Source organism: Nocardiopsis sp. LDBS0036 (genome assembly GCF_041228755.1).
In the GTDB taxonomy this organism is placed as follows: Bacteria; Actinomycetota; Actinomycetes; order Streptosporangiales; family Streptosporangiaceae; genus Nocardiopsis; species Nocardiopsis dassonvillei.
Window position 1 is genome coordinate 2759417 of record NZ_CP141103.1, and the last position, 16095, is coordinate 2775511.

General features: G+C 74.3%; 14 protein-coding genes. 9 read left to right on the plus strand and 5 right to left on the minus strand.

Annotated elements, in window-relative coordinates:
• The first annotated feature begins 50 nt into the window (after positions 1–50).
• Both UIS43_RS11525 and UIS43_RS11530 read left to right on the plus strand, forming a co-directional pair.
• Entirely contained in the window at positions 51–830 is a 780-nt protein-coding gene (locus tag UIS43_RS11525) for a class I SAM-dependent methyltransferase (protein ID WP_370013151.1), read from the plus strand.
• A complete protein-coding gene (locus UIS43_RS11530; RefSeq protein ID WP_013154578.1) occupies positions 817–2457 on the plus strand; it encodes an FAD-dependent oxidoreductase in 1641 nt (546 codons plus the stop codon). Before UIS43_RS11525 ends, UIS43_RS11530 begins: the two co-directional genes overlap by 14 nt.
• A gap of 22 nt (positions 2458–2479) precedes the next feature.
• Here the strand turns inward: UIS43_RS11530 and UIS43_RS11535 are convergent, their stop codons facing one another.
• The 4 genes from UIS43_RS11535 to UIS43_RS11550 all read right to left on the minus strand — a co-directional run bounded on the left by UIS43_RS11535 (position 2480) and on the right by UIS43_RS11550 (position 7234).
• The gene (locus UIS43_RS11535) at positions 2480–3490 is read right to left on the minus strand and encodes a DUF5914 domain-containing protein (protein ID WP_370013152.1); all 1011 of its coding nucleotides are present in this window, start codon (positions 3488–3490) and stop codon (positions 2480–2482) included.
• Positions 3491–3540: 50 nt separating this feature from the next.
• Positions 3541–4518: a squalene/phytoene synthase family protein gene (locus tag UIS43_RS11540; protein WP_013154580.1), complete on the minus strand. Its 978-nt coding sequence runs from the start codon at positions 4516–4518 to the stop codon at positions 3541–3543.
• Positions 4515–5975 (minus strand): phytoene desaturase family protein, encoded by a 1461-nt coding sequence (crtI, locus tag UIS43_RS11545; protein WP_041553224.1) that lies wholly within the window; start codon positions 5973–5975, stop codon positions 4515–4517. The genes UIS43_RS11540 and crtI overlap by 4 nt, the downstream gene beginning before the upstream one ends.
• Positions 5976–6091: 116 nt before the next feature.
• Positions 6092–7234: a polyprenyl synthetase family protein gene (locus tag UIS43_RS11550; RefSeq protein WP_071622625.1), complete on the minus strand. Its 1143-nt coding sequence runs from the start codon at positions 7232–7234 to the stop codon at positions 6092–6094.
• A gap of 178 nt (positions 7235–7412) precedes the next feature.
• Here UIS43_RS11550 and UIS43_RS11555 point away from each other — a divergent pair, with 178 nt between their 5' ends.
• From UIS43_RS11555 to UIS43_RS11585, 7 genes are all read left to right on the plus strand, one after another.
• Positions 7413–7934, plus strand: a complete 522-nt coding sequence (locus tag UIS43_RS11555) for a MarR family winged helix-turn-helix transcriptional regulator (RefSeq protein ID WP_013154583.1) — start codon at positions 7413–7415, stop codon at positions 7932–7934.
• A gap of 367 nt (positions 7935–8301) precedes the next feature.
• A complete protein-coding gene (locus tag UIS43_RS11560) occupies positions 8302–9858 on the plus strand; it encodes a BCCT family transporter (RefSeq protein ID WP_370013154.1) in 1557 nt (518 codons plus the stop codon).
• 31 nt (positions 9859–9889) lie between these two features.
• On the plus strand, positions 9890–10363 hold the full coding sequence (locus UIS43_RS11565; protein ID WP_013154585.1) for an Hsp20/alpha crystallin family protein: 474 nt from the start codon (positions 9890–9892) through the stop codon (positions 10361–10363).
• A 162-nt stretch (positions 10364–10525) separates the two neighbouring features.
• Positions 10526–11146 carry a copper chaperone PCu(A)C gene (locus UIS43_RS11570; RefSeq protein ID WP_370013155.1) on the plus strand — a complete coding sequence of 207 codons (621 nt, stop codon included), beginning with the start codon at positions 10526–10528 and terminating at the stop codon, positions 11144–11146.
• Entirely contained in the window at positions 11146–12351 is a 1206-nt protein-coding gene (locus UIS43_RS11575) for a Dyp-type peroxidase (protein ID WP_013154587.1), read from the plus strand. Before UIS43_RS11570 ends, UIS43_RS11575 begins: the two co-directional genes overlap by 1 nt.
• Before the next feature lie 479 nt (positions 12352–12830).
• Positions 12831–13391 carry a hypothetical protein gene (locus UIS43_RS11580; RefSeq protein WP_013154588.1) on the plus strand — a complete coding sequence of 187 codons (561 nt, stop codon included), beginning with the start codon at positions 12831–12833 and terminating at the stop codon, positions 13389–13391.
• A gap of 422 nt (positions 13392–13813) precedes the next feature.
• Positions 13814–14638: a sigma-70 family RNA polymerase sigma factor gene (locus UIS43_RS11585; protein WP_370013157.1), complete on the plus strand. Its 825-nt coding sequence runs from the start codon at positions 13814–13816 to the stop codon at positions 14636–14638.
• A 66-nt stretch (positions 14639–14704) separates the two neighbouring features.
• Here UIS43_RS11585 and UIS43_RS11590 read toward each other — a convergent pair whose 3' ends face one another.
• Complete coding sequence (locus UIS43_RS11590) at positions 14705–16039, minus strand: pitrilysin family protein (protein ID WP_013154590.1); 1335 nt, start codon at positions 16037–16039, stop codon at positions 14705–14707.
• Positions 16040–16095 lie beyond the last annotated feature (56 nt).

Genomic DNA, 16095 nt, shown 5'->3' on the forward strand with positions numbered 1-16095 from the left:
ATGCACGGGAAGGGCCCCGCCCGCACGCGAACACCCCCCGGGAGGAGAACGTGGACACCACGACGCACGCCATGAAGGACGGCGCGGTCACCGACGAGTTCGACCACGCCGCCGGAGCCTACGACCGGCTCGTGGCCGCCAACCCCGGCTACCACGCGCACCTGCGGGTCTCCGCCAGGCGGCTGGGCCTGCCCTGGGACGGCACGGGGCTGCGCCTGCTCGACCTGGGGTGCGGCACGGGCGCCTCCACCGCCGCCCTGCTGCGCGCCCTGCCCCGGGCCCGGATCGCGGCCGTGGACGCCTCGCCCGGAATGCTGGAGGCGGCCCGCGCCAAGCGGTGGCCGGAGTCCGTCTCCTTCCACCGGGCCAGGGCCGAGGACCTGACCCCCGAGTGGGCCCGGCGGCAGGTGGGGGGTCCGGTGGACGCGGTGTTCGGCGCCTACCTCATCCGCAACTGCCCCGACCCCGACGCCCTGCTCGCGTCCGTGCGCGCGCTGCTCAAACCCGGCGGACGCGTCGTCCTGCACGAGTACTCCGTGGCCGACTCGGTGTCGGCGCAGGCGGTGTGGTCGGCGGTGTGCTGGGGGGTGGTGATTCCGGCGGGCAAGGCGCTGACCGGCCGGACGGACCTGTTCCGCTACCTGTGGCGCAGCGTTCTGGAGTTCGACGGCCGAGACGCGCTGCTGGAGCGGATGCGCCGCGCGGGCCTGGAGTCGGTGGCCAGCGCGCCGCTGCCGGGCTGGCAGTACGGGGTCACGCACACGTTCGTGGGACGGCGCCCGAACGGCGCCCCGGTCCACACTCCGGGGGGCCGCGTTGACGAGCGCTGACGGCGGAGGGCGCCCCGGGACGCGCCCCGCCTCCGACGGGTCCGGCCGTCCCCCCGGCGCCCGCGACCCCCGGGCCGAGGCCGTCCCGCCCGCCCCGCCGACCGGCCCCGCGACCGGCGGGAGACCCCGTGTCGTCGTGGTCGGCGGCGGCATCGCCGGGCTGGCGGCGGCCTGCGCACTGGCCGAGCGGGACGTGGACGTGACGGTGCTGGAGCGCGAACCCTCACTCGGGGGGCGGCTGCGCGGCTGGTCCACGACGCTCTCCGACGGTTCGCCCGCGACCATGACCCGCGGGTTCCACGCGTTCTTCCGGCAGTACTACAACCTGCGCGCCCTGCTGCGCCGCGGCGACCCCGGGCTCGGCGCGCTGGTGCCGCTCACGGACTACCCGCTGGTGCACCGGGACGGGCCGCGCGACCGCTTCTCGGGTCTGCCCGCGACCCCGCCGTGGAACGCGGCCGTCCTGGCGGCGACCAGCCCGAGCTTCCCGGCGCGCGACATGGCGCGGGTCAACCTGCCCGCGGCCCTGCAACTGCTCGACGTGGACGTGCCCGGCGTGTACGAGCGGCTCGACCACCTCAGCGCCCGCGACCTGCTGGACGCGGTGCGCTTCCCGCCCACGGCACGGCACCTGGCCTTCGAGGTGTTCACCCGCAGCTTCTTCGCCGACCCCGGCGTGCTGTCGGCCGCCGAACTCGCGCTGATGTTCCACGTGTACTTCCTCGGCTCGTCCGAGGGTCTGGTGTTCGACGTACCCGGCTCGCCGTTCCCGCAGGCGCTGTGGGACCCCCTGGAGCGCTACCTGGCCAAGCGCGGGGTCCGGCTGCGGACCGGTGTGCGGGTCGGGGAGGTGGGCCGGGCGCGAGAGGGCGAGGAGACGGGGAGCCGGTTCACGCTGCGCGGGCGCACGGCCGGGGGCGAGGTCTTCGAGGAGGGCGCGGACGCCGTGGTGCTCGCCGCCGACCCCGCCGGAACCCGCGACCTGGTGGCGGCCTCGCCGGAACTGGGCGCACCGGAACCGGGCGGAGCGGACTGGCGCGACCGGATGGCCCGGATCCGCACGGCTCCCCCGTTCCTGGTGTCGCGCTACTGGCTGGACCGGCCCGTGCGCCCGCACCGGCCCGCCTTCCTGGGCACGGCGGGCTACCCCACCCTGGACAACATCAGCGTGCTGGAACGGTACGAGGACGAGGCCCGCGAGTGGACCCGGCGCACCGGCGGGTCGGTGGTGGAACTGCACGCCTACGCGCTGGAGGAGGGGTGCGGTCCCGATCACGAGCGGCACCGGCTCTGGGAACAGGCCGGGTCCGTCTATCCGGAGCTGCGCCGGGCCCGCGCGGTGGACGCCCGGCACGAGCTGCGCGCGGACTGTCCGCTGTTCGCCCCCGGCAGCCACCGGGACCGGTGCGGGGTGACCACGCCCGACCCGTTCGTGACGGTGGCGGGTGACCACGTGCGCACCGACCTGCCCGTGGCCCTCATGGAACGCGCCGCCACCAGCGGCCTGCTCGCGGCCAACGCCCTGCTGTCGCGGTGGGGGCGGCCGGGGCACACAGTGTGGACCGTGCCCCGGCGGGGGCGGTCGGCGCCGTTGCGGGCGCTCGCCCGGTGGTCGAGGAGGTCCTAGCGGCCCTGGCCGTTGCGACGGGTCAGCCGGGCCAGCGGCCGGTGCTCCTGAGCAGGTACCGGCGCTCCGCGTAGTCCAGGTCGTCCTTCCACAGGCGCCGGGCGGCCATCCGCATCACGGGGCGCACGACCGGCCCCGCCAGCTTGCGGGCCAGCAGGAAGCCGGTCCGCTCCGAGCTGGCCACGGTCGCCTCGATGACCGCCGTGCGCGGCACGCCCTTGTCGTCCACGCCCAGCGGGGTGGCGTGCGTCTCCACCACGCTGCCCAGGCCCTCCCCCTCGATGATGCGCATGACCACCGTGCGCGGGTCCGGGCAGCGGAACTCCGCGCGCACCGGCACGCCCCACCGGCCCGCCACCCGGAACCCCACGTCCACCACCATGCGGTCCGGATCGGAGTCGGCTCCCTTGGGCACCTCGGTCACCTTCAGCCCCACAAACGAGTAGGGGTGGAACCACGAACCGTGCCAGGGGTCGAGCCGGTTGGCCACCACGTCCTCGGGTTCGCACCGCCCCGCCAGGCTCTCCACCGCCACCAGGCTCCCGGGCAGCGCGGGGCGCTCGGGGACCACCGGCTCGTCCAGGGGCTCCTCACCGCCCTCCCGGTCCAGGCGCACCCACACCAGGACGCCGTCGTCGTGCACCGGGTAGGGGTCCCACCCCGGGAAGCCGCCGCCGTCCAGCGACAACCCGTGCCACCGGCACACCAGGCGCCCGGAGTCCACCGCGCCCCGGCACAGCGGCGCGCCCAGGTGCGGGCAGGCGCCCGGCCCCGCGTGCGCGGTCCCGTCCGGGGTGCGCCAGGCCACCAGCTCGGTCCCGGCCACGACGCGCCCGAACGGCCGGTCCGCGCGGACCTCGCTGCTCGCTGCCAGCACGAACCAGTTCCCCGAGGGCCGGGCGAGCGCACGTTTGAGCGCCGACCCGATGACGGAGGGCGAGCCCTCCCGCCAGGTCGGCTCCTGCTTCTTCCACGTGGTGGCGGGCATGCGGCGCAGGGGAAGCCGCCGCGGTCGCGGGTCGGGCAGTGTCACGGGGTCCTCCAGGTACGTCGGTCGAGGGGTCGGGGACGGACCGCGCCTCCTCAGCCTGTCCGCGGGCGCGGCACCCGGCCGCGCAGGGAGCGCGCGATCAGCGACCGCGCGAGGGCGGGTACGGCGGCGGCCGCCTTACGGGTGTCCGAGACGCGGTGCCGGACGCTCCACACGTCGTAGTCGGCCGCACGCACCTCGTCCAGGATCGCGCGGTAGAGCCGGAAGGCGGTGGCGACACACGGGCGCGCCACGGGGGAGAGCATCGCGATGCCCGGTTCGGCCCGCCGGTAGAAGCCCTGGTTGACCTCCACCAGGTCGGCGAGGGCCTCCCTCACGCGCGGGTGCTGTTCCCGGGCCCGCGCGCACTGCTCCAGCAGCTCGCGGTCCACGCCGTGCGCGGCCAGCGCCTCCTCCGGCAGGTAGACGCGGCCGCGCCGCAGGTCCTCGGCCACGTCCCTCAGGAAGTTGGTCAGCTGGAAGGCCTCGCCCAGCGCGGCGGCGTGCGGGGCCGCCTCCTCGCGCGGCGCCACCGTGCCCAGGACCGGCAGCACCTGGAGGCCGATCACCGCGGCCGAGCCGTGCATGTACTCGCGCAGGTGCTCCAGGTCGCGGTAGCCGGTCACGGTCAGGTCCATGCGCATGGAGGCCATGAACGCGGTGAAGTAGGCGTGCGGCAGCGCGTACCGGTGGACCGTGTGCGCCAGGGCGGACAGCACCGGCGCCGCCTCGGGGTCCCGGGCGGGTTCCCCGTCCAGGACCCGGGCCAGGTCGGCGTCGATGACGTCCAGGCGGGCGGTCTGGTCCGCCACCGTGGTGCCCGGCGACGGCTCGTCGACGATGTCGTCCACCCACCGCGCGAAGCCGTACAGGGCGTGCACCCCGGGCCGGTGCTCGGGCGGCAGCACCCGTGTGGCCGTGTAGTAGGTGCGCCCGTGGTGGGCGTGCAGGGCCCGGCACCTGAGGTAGGCCTCCCGCAGCGGCCCGTCGGTGATCCCGGCCGCGTCGAGTTCGGCGGCTCCCCCGTTCATCCGACCCCTCCGGTTCTGCGGACCACCTCGGCCGCGGCGAGCTTTCCCGAGATCAGCACGGTCGGCACGCCGACCCCGGGTGTGGTCCCGCACCCGGCCAGGACGGCGTTGGAGGTGCCGGGGACGGTGTTGCGCGGGCGGAACGGCCCCGTCTGGGCGAAGGTGTGCGACAGCGAGAAGGGTGTGCCGTGCGCGAGTCCCTGCCGTGCCCAGTCCGCCGGGGTGACCAGGTGCTCGGCCCTCACGGAGGCGTCCAGCCCCTCCAGCCCGCGCTCCTCCAGGGTCCCGACCAGGCGGTCCCGGTAGCGCGGCCCCTCCCGGTCCCAGTCGATGCGGCCCGCCGCCAGGTTGGGCGCGGGGGCGAGCACGTACAGCAGGTGGCGTCCCTCCGGGGCCAGCGACGGGTCGGTCAGGGTGGGCTGGGTGACCAGCAGGGAGGGGTCGCTCATGGTGCGGCCCTCACGGATGATCTCGGTGAACGTGCGCTGCCACGCGGCGCCGAAGGAGATGGTGTGGTGGCCCAGCCGCTCCCAGGTGCGGTCGGTGCCCAGATGCAGCACGACCGCCGAGGGCGAGTAGCGCGCGGCCACGGGGCGCCGGGGCGTGTGGCCGAGCAGCCGGTGGGCGGCGGGCAGGTCCGCGGTGAGCACCACCTGGTCGCAGGCCAGGCGCTCCCCGTCCGCGGTGACGACGGCGCTGACGCGGTCGCCCGCGCGTTCCAGGCGCGCGACCTCCTGGCCGTAGCGGACGGCTCCCCCGGCCTTGGTGACCGCGCCCGCGAGGGCGTCGCCCAGGGCGCGCATCCCTCCCCTGGGGAAGTACACCCCGGCGACGGTGTCCATGTAGGCGATGACGGCGTAGGCGGCCAGGGCGCTCTCCGGCGCCACCCCCGCGTACAGCGACTGGAAGGAGAAGATCCGGCGCAGCCGCTCGTCGCGCACGTGGCGGCCCACGGCCGGAGCCAGCCTGCCGAAGCCGCCCATCGCGGCCAGCCGGAACAGGTCGGGGCGGACCAGGTCCAGCGGGGACCGGAACCGGGCGTCGATGAACGAGCGCATCTCCACCCGGTACAGCCGGGTGAGCCAGTCGCGCAGCCGCAGGTAGCCGTCGGCCTCGCGCTGCCCGGCCACCCGGGCGACCTCGGCGGCCATCGCCTCGCGCTCGGTGTGCACGTCGATCACCGAGCCGTCGGCGAAGGAGGCGCGGTAGGCGGGGCTGAGGGGCACCAGGTCCAGCCGGTCGGCCACGGTCTCGCCGACCGCCCCCAGCGCCTCGTCCAGGAGTTCGGGCATGGTGAGCACCGTGGGGCCGGTGTCGATCTGGAAGCCGTCCAGGTCGAGCCGCCCCGCGCGACCGCCCGGATGCGCCTCGCGCTCGACCACGACGACCTCGCGCCCCGCGCCCAGCAGGTGCAGGGCGCAGGCCAGACCGGACAGGCCGGCGCCCACGACGACCACGGGACCGCGTCCGCGCGACCCGGGTCCGGGCCGGTGCGGAGCCGACGGCTCGGGGATCTCCTCAGGCACGGTGGTGCTCCTCTCCGGTGTTGCGGATACCTTCCCCGCCTGGCCGGTCACACACGGTCACGCGCGATCCGGGAGGCCAGGCCGCCCAGCCCCTCCAGCACGTGGGCTGGCGCGTCGAGCCCCTCCAGGTGCGCCCGGCCCCGTTCGGCGAGCTCACGGCACCTGGCTCCGACCAGGTCGCGTGCGCCGAGGCGGTCCAGCGCGTCGGCCGCCTCCGCGGGGTCCACGTCCTCGCCGGGCAGACCGATCCGGTCGAGCAGCCGCAGCGCGGCGTCGTCCCCGCGCTCGCGGGCCAGGCGGGTGCCGGTCACGAGCAGCAGCGTGCACTTGCCCTCGCGGATGTCCTCGCCCACGGGTTTGCCGGTCCGGGAGCTGTCCCCGTAGACGCCGAGCAGGTCGTCCCTGAGCTGGAAGGCGATGCCCACGTCCCGGCCGTAGCCGCGCAGGGCCCCCACCGCCGCCGGGTCGGCCCCGGCCATCGCCGCGCCCAGGTGCAGGGGGCGTTCGACGCTGTAGGAGGCCGTCTTGAGCAGGTCCACACGCAGGGCGGCCTCCTCCGAGCGCTCCCGGCGCGCCTGGGCGCGCACGTCGAGGAACTGCCCGGCCATGATCTCGGTGCGCAGGTCCCGCCACACGGCCCGCGCCCGGACGGGCTCGGGCACGCCCGGCAGGGCCTCGTTGAGCATGTCGTCGGCCCAGACGAGGGCCAGGTCGCCCACGAGGACCGCCAGCGCCTCCCCGTAGCGGCGGGAGTCGCCGACGTGGCCGTCCCGCTCGTGTTCGAGGGCGTGCGCGGCGTGCACCGAGGGGCGGCCCCGGCGGGTCGGCGAGCCGTCCATGACGTCGTCGTGGACGAGCGCGCAGGTCTGGACGAGTTCGACCGCGGCGCAGGCCTGGCGGGCGGCGCGGGCCGTCTCCCCCGAGGGGGCGCCTCCGCCCGCGAGCCACCCCCACCAGGCGAGCAGGGGCCGCATCCGTTTGCCGCCGCCCAGGGTGAAGCGGACGGTCGTGCCGGCCAGGTCCCGGCCGAAATCTCCGTCGAGGTCCTCCGAGTCGCGGAGCCTGCGCTCCAGGTAGTCCTTGAGGGACGCCTCCAGGGCGGAGCGCTCGTCGGCGTCTTCGGCGTCCGGCGGGCGCGGGTGCCTGTGGGTGTTCAGGATGGGATTGACGGTGTCCTCCCCGGGTAGCATCCGAACAATGCGACTCGGTTTCCATGAATCTTGGCAACCGAAATACTTCCCCCTCTGCGAGGGTCAAACCCTTCGCTGGTGGAGGGGTGCGCCTCCCGGAGAGGGTTCGCGTGTCCCGGTGGCGCTTAGAATTCCAGGAACGGCCGGAGCCACCGGCCACGAGTGCGAGAGAGGAACCATGGACACCGCGTCGGCCGCATCCTCTCCCCCCGACTTCGAGGGGTCCGCGGCCGCGGATCCCGAGGTCAGGTCGCGGGCCGAACTCTACGACGCGTTGCAGACCGACGGGCAGCGACTCGCCGTACGGCTCATCCGCATGCTGCACCGGATGGCGGAGCGCTCGGGGATGAACCCGACCGACTTCCAGTGCTACACGCTGCTGCGCGTGGGCGGTTCCATGACACCGGGCGAGATCGCCGACAGCCTGTGCCTGTCCACCGGTTCGGTGACCGGGGTGATCGACCGGCTGGAGGCGCACGGCCTGGCCGAGCGCACCCGCCACCCCGAGGACCGGCGCAAGGTCGCCGTCCGGCTGACCGACGACGCCGCGCGCGTGGGCCCCGCCACCGCGCCCGGGATGCGCGAGGCGATGACGGCCGCGCACGCGGACTACTCGCTGGAGGAGCTGTCCACGATCACGGACTGGCTGGACCGGGTCGGCACGGCTCTGGACCGGCTGTCCGCGAAAACGGAGCCGTGAGGCCGAAGGGGCGGCGGTCGCGGCCGTGAGCATGGCACCCGCAGGGGACGAGGGGAGCGAGGGTGACTTCTCCTACCCCGATACGTGCGGACATATGCAGTCATGTGTCCAGTCAGGGCCCATGGCACCGCAAGGGATATTTCGCCGCTCGTAGGACAACACTCCACGATTGTGCGGTTGCTTCACGAAAAGGCTTCTGGCACCTACCATCCCACGGGACATGTCCGTGGGCCGGTGCCCGCACCGGTCCGTCATCCCCCGACCAGGGAAAGCGACCCTCCGGGGCTGGGAAGGAGCCAGCATCTCATCCCTACGCGAGTACATCCGAGAACACACCAACCCCACGGTCTTCGGGGTTTCCGGGGTCGTGATCCTCGCCTTCGTCATCGTCGGCATCGTGGCCACCGAGCCGATGCTCGACGCGGCCACCGCCACGCGCGACTGGATAGGTGAGAAGCTGGGCTGGGTCTACGTCCTGTCCACCACCTTCTTCCTGGTGATGGCGGTCTTCCTCATGCTGAGCCGGTTCGGGAAGATCCGGCTGGGCCCGGCCGACTCCAGGCCCGAGTTCGGGACGCTGGCCTGGTTCGCCATGCTGTTCACCACCGGCATGGGCATCGGCCTGGTGTTCTGGGGGGTGTCGGAACCCATCCACCACCTCACCTCGCCGCGCTCGGCCGAGTTCGTCACCCCCGAGGGTGAACCGCCCCCGCCCGAGGCGGCGAGCGAGGCGCTGGCCCTGAGCTACTTCCACTGGAGCTTCCACCCCTGGGCCATCTACATCGCGCTCGGCCTGTCGCTGGGCTACTTCGCCTTCCGCAAGGGCCTGCCCCTGCGCCCGGCCTCCGCGCTCTACCCCCTCCTGGGCGACCGGGCCTTCGGCTGGCCCGGGAACGTCGTGGACATCCTCGCCATCTTCGGCACGATCTTCGGCCTGGCCACCTCGCTGGGCCTGGGCACCCTCCAGATCAACGGCGGGCTCAACCACGTCTTCGGCATCCCCTCCAACGCCACCGTGCAGTCGGTCATCATCATCCTCATCACCGCGGTCGCGCTGGCCAGCGTGCTCTCCGGCATCGACAAGGGCATCCGCCGCCTGTCGATGATCAACCTGTGGCTGGCCTTCCTGCTGCTGGTGGTCGTCTTCGCCCTGGGCCCCAAGCTGTGGATCGCCAGCATCATGACCACCGGCACGGGCGAGTACCTGAGCAACATCGTCGAGTGGAGCCTGGCCTTCCCGAGCCCGCTCATCGACGAGACGGCGGCGGCCTGGACCACCGCGTGGCCCATCTTCTACTGGGGCTGGTGGATCTCCTGGGCCCCGTTCGTGGGCATCTTCCTGGCCCGTATCTCCTACGGCCGCACCATCCGCGAGTTCGTCATCGGGGCGCTGTTCGCCCCCGTCGCCGTGTCCATCCTGTGGTTCGGGGTGTTCGGCGGCTCCGGCCTGTACTACGAACTGTTCGGGAACGCCGGACTGAGCGCGCTGAGCGAGGAGGACCGGTCCTTCCGCCTCGTGGAGCTGCTGCCCGGAGGGCCGCTCATCGGCGGCATCATCTCCGTCCTGCTGATCATCGTGGTGGCGGTCTTCTTCATCACCTCCTCCGACTCCGGCTCGCTGGTGGTGGACACGCTCGCCAGCGGCGGGAGCCTCAAGCCGGTCAAGGCCCAGCGCGCCTTCTGGGCGATCAGCGAGGGCGCGGTCACCCTGATCCTGCTGGTGCTGGGCGGGGAGAACGCCCTGTCGGCGCTCCAGGCCGCGTCGGTGGTCACCGGACTGCCCTTCGCGATCATCCTGCTGCTCATGCTCTGGGGCCTGATCAAGGGGCTGTCGGAGGAGCCCAGGCCCGGAGGCCCCCGGGAGCAGCGCGCCGAGGACCGCCCCCGGTCCGGCCGGTCCCCGGAGAAGCAGGCGAGCGACTAGTTTCCCGTCAGCACGAGGAAAGGAGGCCGCCGTGGCGTCGAGGAGGTTCCACAACCCCTTCCACGGTGTGGTGGACATGATCACCGAGATGAACCGCATCTCCGACAGCATGTCCTCGATGGAGACCGGCAACGCCGGTGAACGCGAGCGCGGGCACGCCGACGCGTGGAGCCCGCCCACCGACATCCTCGCCCGGGGCAACGACCTGGTCGTCCGGTGCGAGGTCCCCGGGGTCCAGGAGCAGGACGTGGCCGTGAGCCTGAACAACGGCATCCTCACCATCAGCGGCGAGCGCCGCCGGGACGGGGACGACGTCGTCTACTACTCCTCCGAGCGGTTCATGGGCACATTCCGCCGGGAGATCAGCCTCCCGGAGGCCGTGGACGAGGAGGACATCGAGGCCAGTTACGGCGAGGGGCTGCTGGAGGTGGTGGTGCACGGCGCCGCCAACGCCCGCGGCCCCCGGCGCATCGCCATCCGCAAGCGGACACCGAAGAAGTCCTAGACACCGCAGACGGGGCGGGTCCGGCACGGCCGGGCCCGCCCCGTCTGCGTGCGAGGACCTGATGCGGCACGGGGCACCCGGACGCCGGGAACCGGACGGCCCCGCGATCCGACCCGTAGGGGGAACGGCCGCGAGAACGCGGCTCGTACCCCCGGAGGGAACATGGACCGCATCCGCACCAGCCGTACCGCATGGGCCGCCTCACTGCTCTGCCTCGGCCTCACCCTCACCGCCTGCGGAGGGGCGCAGGAGCAGGACGCCACCCCGGCGGAGGAGGCCGCCGACAGCGCGGCGACCGCCGCCGACGCCTTCTCCGTGACCGACCCCTGGATCAAGGCCGTCACCGCCGAGGAGGGGATGACCGGCGTCTTCGGTGTGCTGGCCAACGGCTCCGGCGAGGAGATCACCGTCGTCTCGGCCGACTACGACGCGGCCGGGATGGTCGAGCTGCACGAGGTCGTCTCCGAGGGGACCGACGCCACCATGCGCGAGAAGGAGGGCGGGTTCCCCATCCCCGCCGGAGGCAGCACCACCCTGGAGCCCGGCGGCGACCACATCATGCTCATGGAACTGACCGAGGACCTCCAGCCGGGAGCCGAGGCGACCGTCACCGTGGAGTTCTCCGACGGCTCCACCACCGAGTTCACCGCCGCGGTCAAGGACTACGCCGGGGCCAACGAGGAGTACGAGGACGGCCACGGCGAGGGGCACGGCGACGGGGAGCACGGCTCCGAGGGAGAGGACGGCGGGGCGCACGGGGACGAAGGGCACGGGGACCACTGATGGGCGGTGAGTCCCGGCTCAGCCGCAGAGGGCTGCTCCTGGGCGGCGCGGCGGCCGGTGTCGGCGCGGCCGGGGGCGCGCTCGCCCACCGGTGGGCCGCGGAACCTGCGGCGGCCCCCCAGGCGCCCCCGCTCAACGGCACGCTGACCGTACCGTTCCACGGCGTGCGGCAGGCGGGCGTGGAGACCCCGCCGCAGACGCACGGCACCTTCCTCGCGCTGGACCTGGAACCGGGGACGGACGCGGACGGGGTCGGCCGGCTCCTGCGGCTGCTCAGCGACGACGCGGCCCGCCTGTCCCGGGGCGAGCCCGCCCTGGCCGACACCGAGCCCGAACTCGCCCTGGTCCCGGCCCGGCTCACCACCACGTTCGGCTTCGGGCGGGGTCTGGTGGAGCGGGTGGACCCCGACGCGGTGCCGGAGTGGCTCGGGCCACTGCCCGAGTTCGGGCACGACCGGCTCGACCCGGCCTGGGGCGGGGCGGACCTGCTGCTCCAGGTGTGCGCGGACGACCCCGTCACCGTCTCCCACGCGGTGCGGATGATGCTCAAGGACGCGCGGGCCTTCGCGCGGGTGCGGTGGACGCAGAGCGGGTTCCGCCGGGCCCACGGCTCCCAGCCCGAGGGCACCAGCATGCGCAACCTGATGGGGCAGGTGGACGGGACCGTCAACCCGGCGCCGGGAACCGGGGACTTCGACCGGCTGGTCTGGGGCGGGAACCCACCGCGGTGGCTCAGGGGAGGCACGAGCCTGGTGCTGCGCCGCATCGCCACCCACCTGGACACCTGGGACGAGCTGGACCGGCCCGCCCGCGAGGCGGTCATCGGCCGCCGACTGGACAACGGCGCGCCGCTGACCGGTACCGAGGAACACGACGAGGCGGACCTGGAGGCCACGGACGCCTCCGGGCTGACCGTCATCGCGGACTTCGCGCACATCAGGCGGGCCCGCACCGACGACCCGGACCAGCGGATCTTCCGGCGCGCCTACAACTACGACGAGCGCGGCTCGGGCGGCGAGGAGGCGGGGCTGCTGTTCGCCTCCTTCCAGGCCGACCCTCTGCGCCAGTTCGTGCCCATCCAGCGGCGCCTGGACGAGCTGGACCTGCTCAACGAGTGGGTGACCGCCGTGGGCTCGGCGGTGTTCGCCGTCCCGCCGGGCTGCGAGGAGGGAGGGTACGTGGGGCAGGCCCTGCTGGAGGGGTGAGGCCCCGGCCCCGGCGACCGGTTCCGGCCTCCGGGGCCGTATGGGGTCGCTTCCGCGAGCGCGGTACGCGGTCCCCGCCGCGCGGCCGACCGTTCGGCCCGCCCCCCGGGCGGAGGCCCGGAACGGGTGCGACGTTGACTTCTCTCCCAGCTGAAGCGGGGAGATTCTTCCCTCACGGGTTGAGCTTTCTGCTTCGTAGCCGGTTGCCGACCCGAACTAACGGCGGGGGACGGGGTGCCGCCCATCGGTCTTACATCAGCTCCACAGACATCACTTCCCGCCAGCCCGGCGGTAGGCCGACTCGGTTCTCGTCTGAGCCGACGCGAGTTAGGCTAGCACCGGTTCCGGCGTTGCTCCGCGGATTCGGTGATTCTGGTGGGCGGTGATCCACCCAGGGACGAACCACCGTTTCCCGTCTTGCTCCGCGGGAGTCCGATTCCTCCCTGGTCTGAAGTCCAGAGTTTTTCGGAAGGATCCAGATGACGGAGCGGCCACCCCTGCGCGCGGCCCGCGCCGGGGTGTTCGCCTCGGTGTGCTCCGCCGTGTCCGTGGGCGGCCACGCGCTGTCCTCCGAGCACGCCGTCCCACTGGGCGGACTGCTCGTCGGCGCCGCCCTGGTCTACGCCTCCGCCTGGGCCGCGACCGGCCGCGAGCGCGGACTCGGCGCGATCGCCGGATGGATGGCGTGGGGCCAGCTGGCCCTGCACCTGGTCTTCTCCACGGCACAGGCGGCGGGAGCCCACGGCGCCCACGCGGCCGACCCCGCCGCCGTCGAGGCCGCCTCGGGCGGCGCCCGGATGCTCGTCGCCCACCTCGTGGCGGGCGCCGTGTGCGCCTGGTGGCTGCGCCAGGGCGAGGCGGCGCTCTTCGCCTACCTGCGCCTGGCCGCCGCCGCGCTGCTGCCCGTCCTGGTGCTCGCGGTCCCGCGGCTGGTGCCCGAACGGGTGCCCTCGGCCCCGCTCCCCGAGCGCCGGACGCCCGCCCCGGCCGCGCCCTACCTCCGACACAGCCTGGTTCTGCGGGGACCGCCCGCGGCGTAGTAGGCCGTGTTCGACCGCACCGCCGACCGCCGCGCGGCGGTCGGCGCCCGCGAACACGCCCGGGCCGCTGACCCGGCCCCTGCCCGCACCCGCACCGCCAGCGCGCCTTCCACCCCGACGGCGGGCTCCGCGGGGACCGGCTCCGAGCCGTCCTCGCGCCGCGCCGTGCCCACGGAGGGAACGGCCGCGCGGTCCCGGCTCCGCCCGGGCGGGCGCGGGCACCCGGGTCAGCGCCCTCACGCCGCGTCCTCCGCACCGCCGCGCCCACGCGCGCACGTCCGGGGAGACGCGTCCGGTCCCCGCGTGCCCGGGACCGGTCCCCCCGTCGGGGACCGGCCGCGCACGCTCCCGTCACCGCGCGCACCACCGCCCGAGGCCACCGGCCGCCGGGCCGCTGGTGCACGCCGGAACCCGGAGCACCGATGCCCACCGACACCGTCTTCCAGGAGCAGCGCCCGGCACGGGCGCGCCGTTCCCACCCCGACCGCCTGTCGTGCCGTCCGCGGCGCGACCACCGCACCGACCCGCCGCCCCCCGCGGCGGTCGAAGCGGACGAGCCCGCTCGCGAGGACGGGCCCGCCTCCGCGAAGGGCACCGCTCTCCCGCGGGGGCACGCCCGTCCGGAGGAACCCGGCCTTCCAGAGGAACCGGTCCGTCCGGAAGGACCCGTCCTCGCGGAGGGACCGGTCCGGTCGGAGGAGCCCCCGCACGCGGAGGAGCGCGCGCATGAGCGGGACGGCGAGCTCGACCGGCTGGCGCTCGCCGCCCGTGAGGGCTCGGCCGCCGCGCTCGACGCGTTCGTCCGGCGCACCCGTTCCGACGTCGCCCGCTACATCGCCCGCAGGGTCCACCCCGACCGCGTCGAGGAGCTGAGCCAGGAGACCTACCTGCGGGCCCTGCGCGGCCTGCCGCGGTTCGCCGGACGCGCCCCGGCGCGGACCTGGCTGCTGGCCATCGCCCGCAACACCGTCGCCGACCGCTACCGCCACGACGCGGCCCGCCCCGACTGCGTGCACCACGCCGACTGGGACCTGTTGCCCGCCCGGGCCGTCCGGTTCGACGAGCACGTGGCCCTGCTGTGCCTGCTGGACGGCCTCGCGGCCGAACGGCGGCAGGCGTTCGTCCTCACCCAAGTGGAGGGCCTGTCCTACGCCGAGGCCGCCCGGCTGGCCGACGTGCCCGTGGGCACGATCCGCTCGCGGGTGGCCCGGGCCCGCGGCGACCTGGTGCGCGGGCTCACCGCCTGAGGGCGGAACGCGACGGCCCCGGGTCGCTCCGCCCGCGCGGAGCGGCCCGGGGCCGCCTACGTCACATCAGAAGACCCGGTCGGCCGCGTAGGGGCCGATCACGGCCAGCGCGCGCGGCCGCGACAGCAGATCGGCGGCCACCTCGGCCACCTCCGCGCCGGTCACCGCGTCGAACAGCGCCAGGCTCTCGTCGATCGAGTAGTGCCCGGGCCTGTTCAGCTCGTGCGAGAGCAGCCGCCCCATCCTCGCGTTGGTGCCCTCGCTGCCCAGCACCAGCGACCCCTGGATCTGGCCCTTGGCCCGGGCCAGCTCCTCCTCGGTGATGCCCGAGGCGGCCACCTTCGCCAGTTCCTCGCGGCACACCCCGATGACCTCGTCGGCCTTGTCCGGCAGGCAGCCCGCGTAGATCTGGAAGCTGCCGGTGTCGGCGTAGTCGGCGTTGTAGGCGTGCACCGCGTAGGCCAGGCCGCGCTTCTCGCGCACCTCCTGGAACAGGCGCGAGGACATCCCGCCGCCCAGGGCTGCGCTGAGCAGCCGCAGCGCGTGCCACCGCGGGTCGGTGCGGCAGAGCCCCTCCGACCCCAGGATGATGTGCGCCTGCTCGGTCTCGCGCGACTGCACCACCGTGCCGCCGTAGGTGGCGACCGGCGAGCCGCCGATGCGGGGACGCGCGGGGCGGGCGTCCCCGGCGGCGGCCGAGTGCTCGGCGAACAGCGCGCGGACCTGCTCCACCACCCGGTCGTGGTCCAGGCTGCCCGCCGCGGTCACGATCAGCTCGCCGGGCACGTAGGCGTCGCGGTACTGCTCGGCGATGCGGTCGCGGGAGAGCGCCTCGATGGTGTCGGTGGTGCCCAGGATCGGTCGGCCCAGCGGCGAGTCGCCGAAGAAGTGCGCCGCGAAGACGTCGTCCACCAGGTCGGCGGGCTCGTCCTCGTACATGGCGATCTCCTCCAGGATCACGCCCCGCTCGGTCTCCACCTCGCCCTCGTCGAGCACCGAGTTGGCCACCATGTCACCGATGACGTCGACGGCCAGCGGCAGGTCGCGGTCGAGCACCTTCGCGTAGTAGCAGGTGTGCTCCTTGGTGGTGTAGGCGTTGTGGTCGGCGCCCACACCGTCCAGCAGCGCGGAGATCTCCAGCGCCGAGCGCTCCTTGGTCCCCTTGAACAGCAGGTGCTCCAGGAAGTGCGCCGAGCCCGCGTGCGCGGAGTCCTCGTCGCGGGAACCCGTGGTCGCCGAGATCCCGAACGCGGCGGAGCGCACGCCCGGCACGGCCTCGGTGACCACGCGCAGGCCGCCGGGGAGCACCGTGCGGCGCACCAGTCCGGTACCGCCGTCCGGCTCCAGCAGCGTCACGGTCGTGTCCGGGTCCTGCTCGGCGGCGATGGGGACAGAGCTCATGGATCCTTCTTCTTCGTCGGGACGTCGGTGGCCGGTCCACCCGGCGGTTCCGGCCG

Excerpts from the sequence above, each read along its gene's own strand:
- UIS43_RS11590 (WP_013154590.1), bottom strand. The coding sequence starts at position 16,039 with ATGAGCTCTGTCCCCATCGCCGCCGAGCAGGACCCGGACACGACCGTG.
- UIS43_RS11585 (WP_370013157.1), top strand. The coding sequence starts at position 13,814 with ATGCCCACCGACACCGTCTTCCAGGAGCAGCGCCCGGCACGGGCGCGC.
- UIS43_RS11555 (WP_013154583.1), top strand. The coding sequence starts at position 7,413 with ATGGACACCGCGTCGGCCGCATCCTCTCCCCCCGACTTCGAGGGGTCC.
- UIS43_RS11580 (WP_013154588.1), top strand. The coding sequence starts at position 12,831 with ATGACGGAGCGGCCACCCCTGCGCGCGGCCCGCGCCGGGGTGTTCGCC.
- UIS43_RS11570 (WP_370013155.1), top strand. The coding sequence starts at position 10,526 with ATGGACCGCATCCGCACCAGCCGTACCGCATGGGCCGCCTCACTGCTC.
- UIS43_RS11550 (WP_071622625.1), bottom strand. The coding sequence starts at position 7,234 with ATGCTACCCGGGGAGGACACCGTCAATCCCATCCTGAACACCCACAGG.
- UIS43_RS11575 (WP_013154587.1), top strand. The coding sequence starts at position 11,146 with ATGGGCGGTGAGTCCCGGCTCAGCCGCAGAGGGCTGCTCCTGGGCGGC.
- UIS43_RS11540 (WP_013154580.1), bottom strand. The coding sequence starts at position 4,518 with ATGAACGGGGGAGCCGCCGAACTCGACGCGGCCGGGATCACCGACGGG.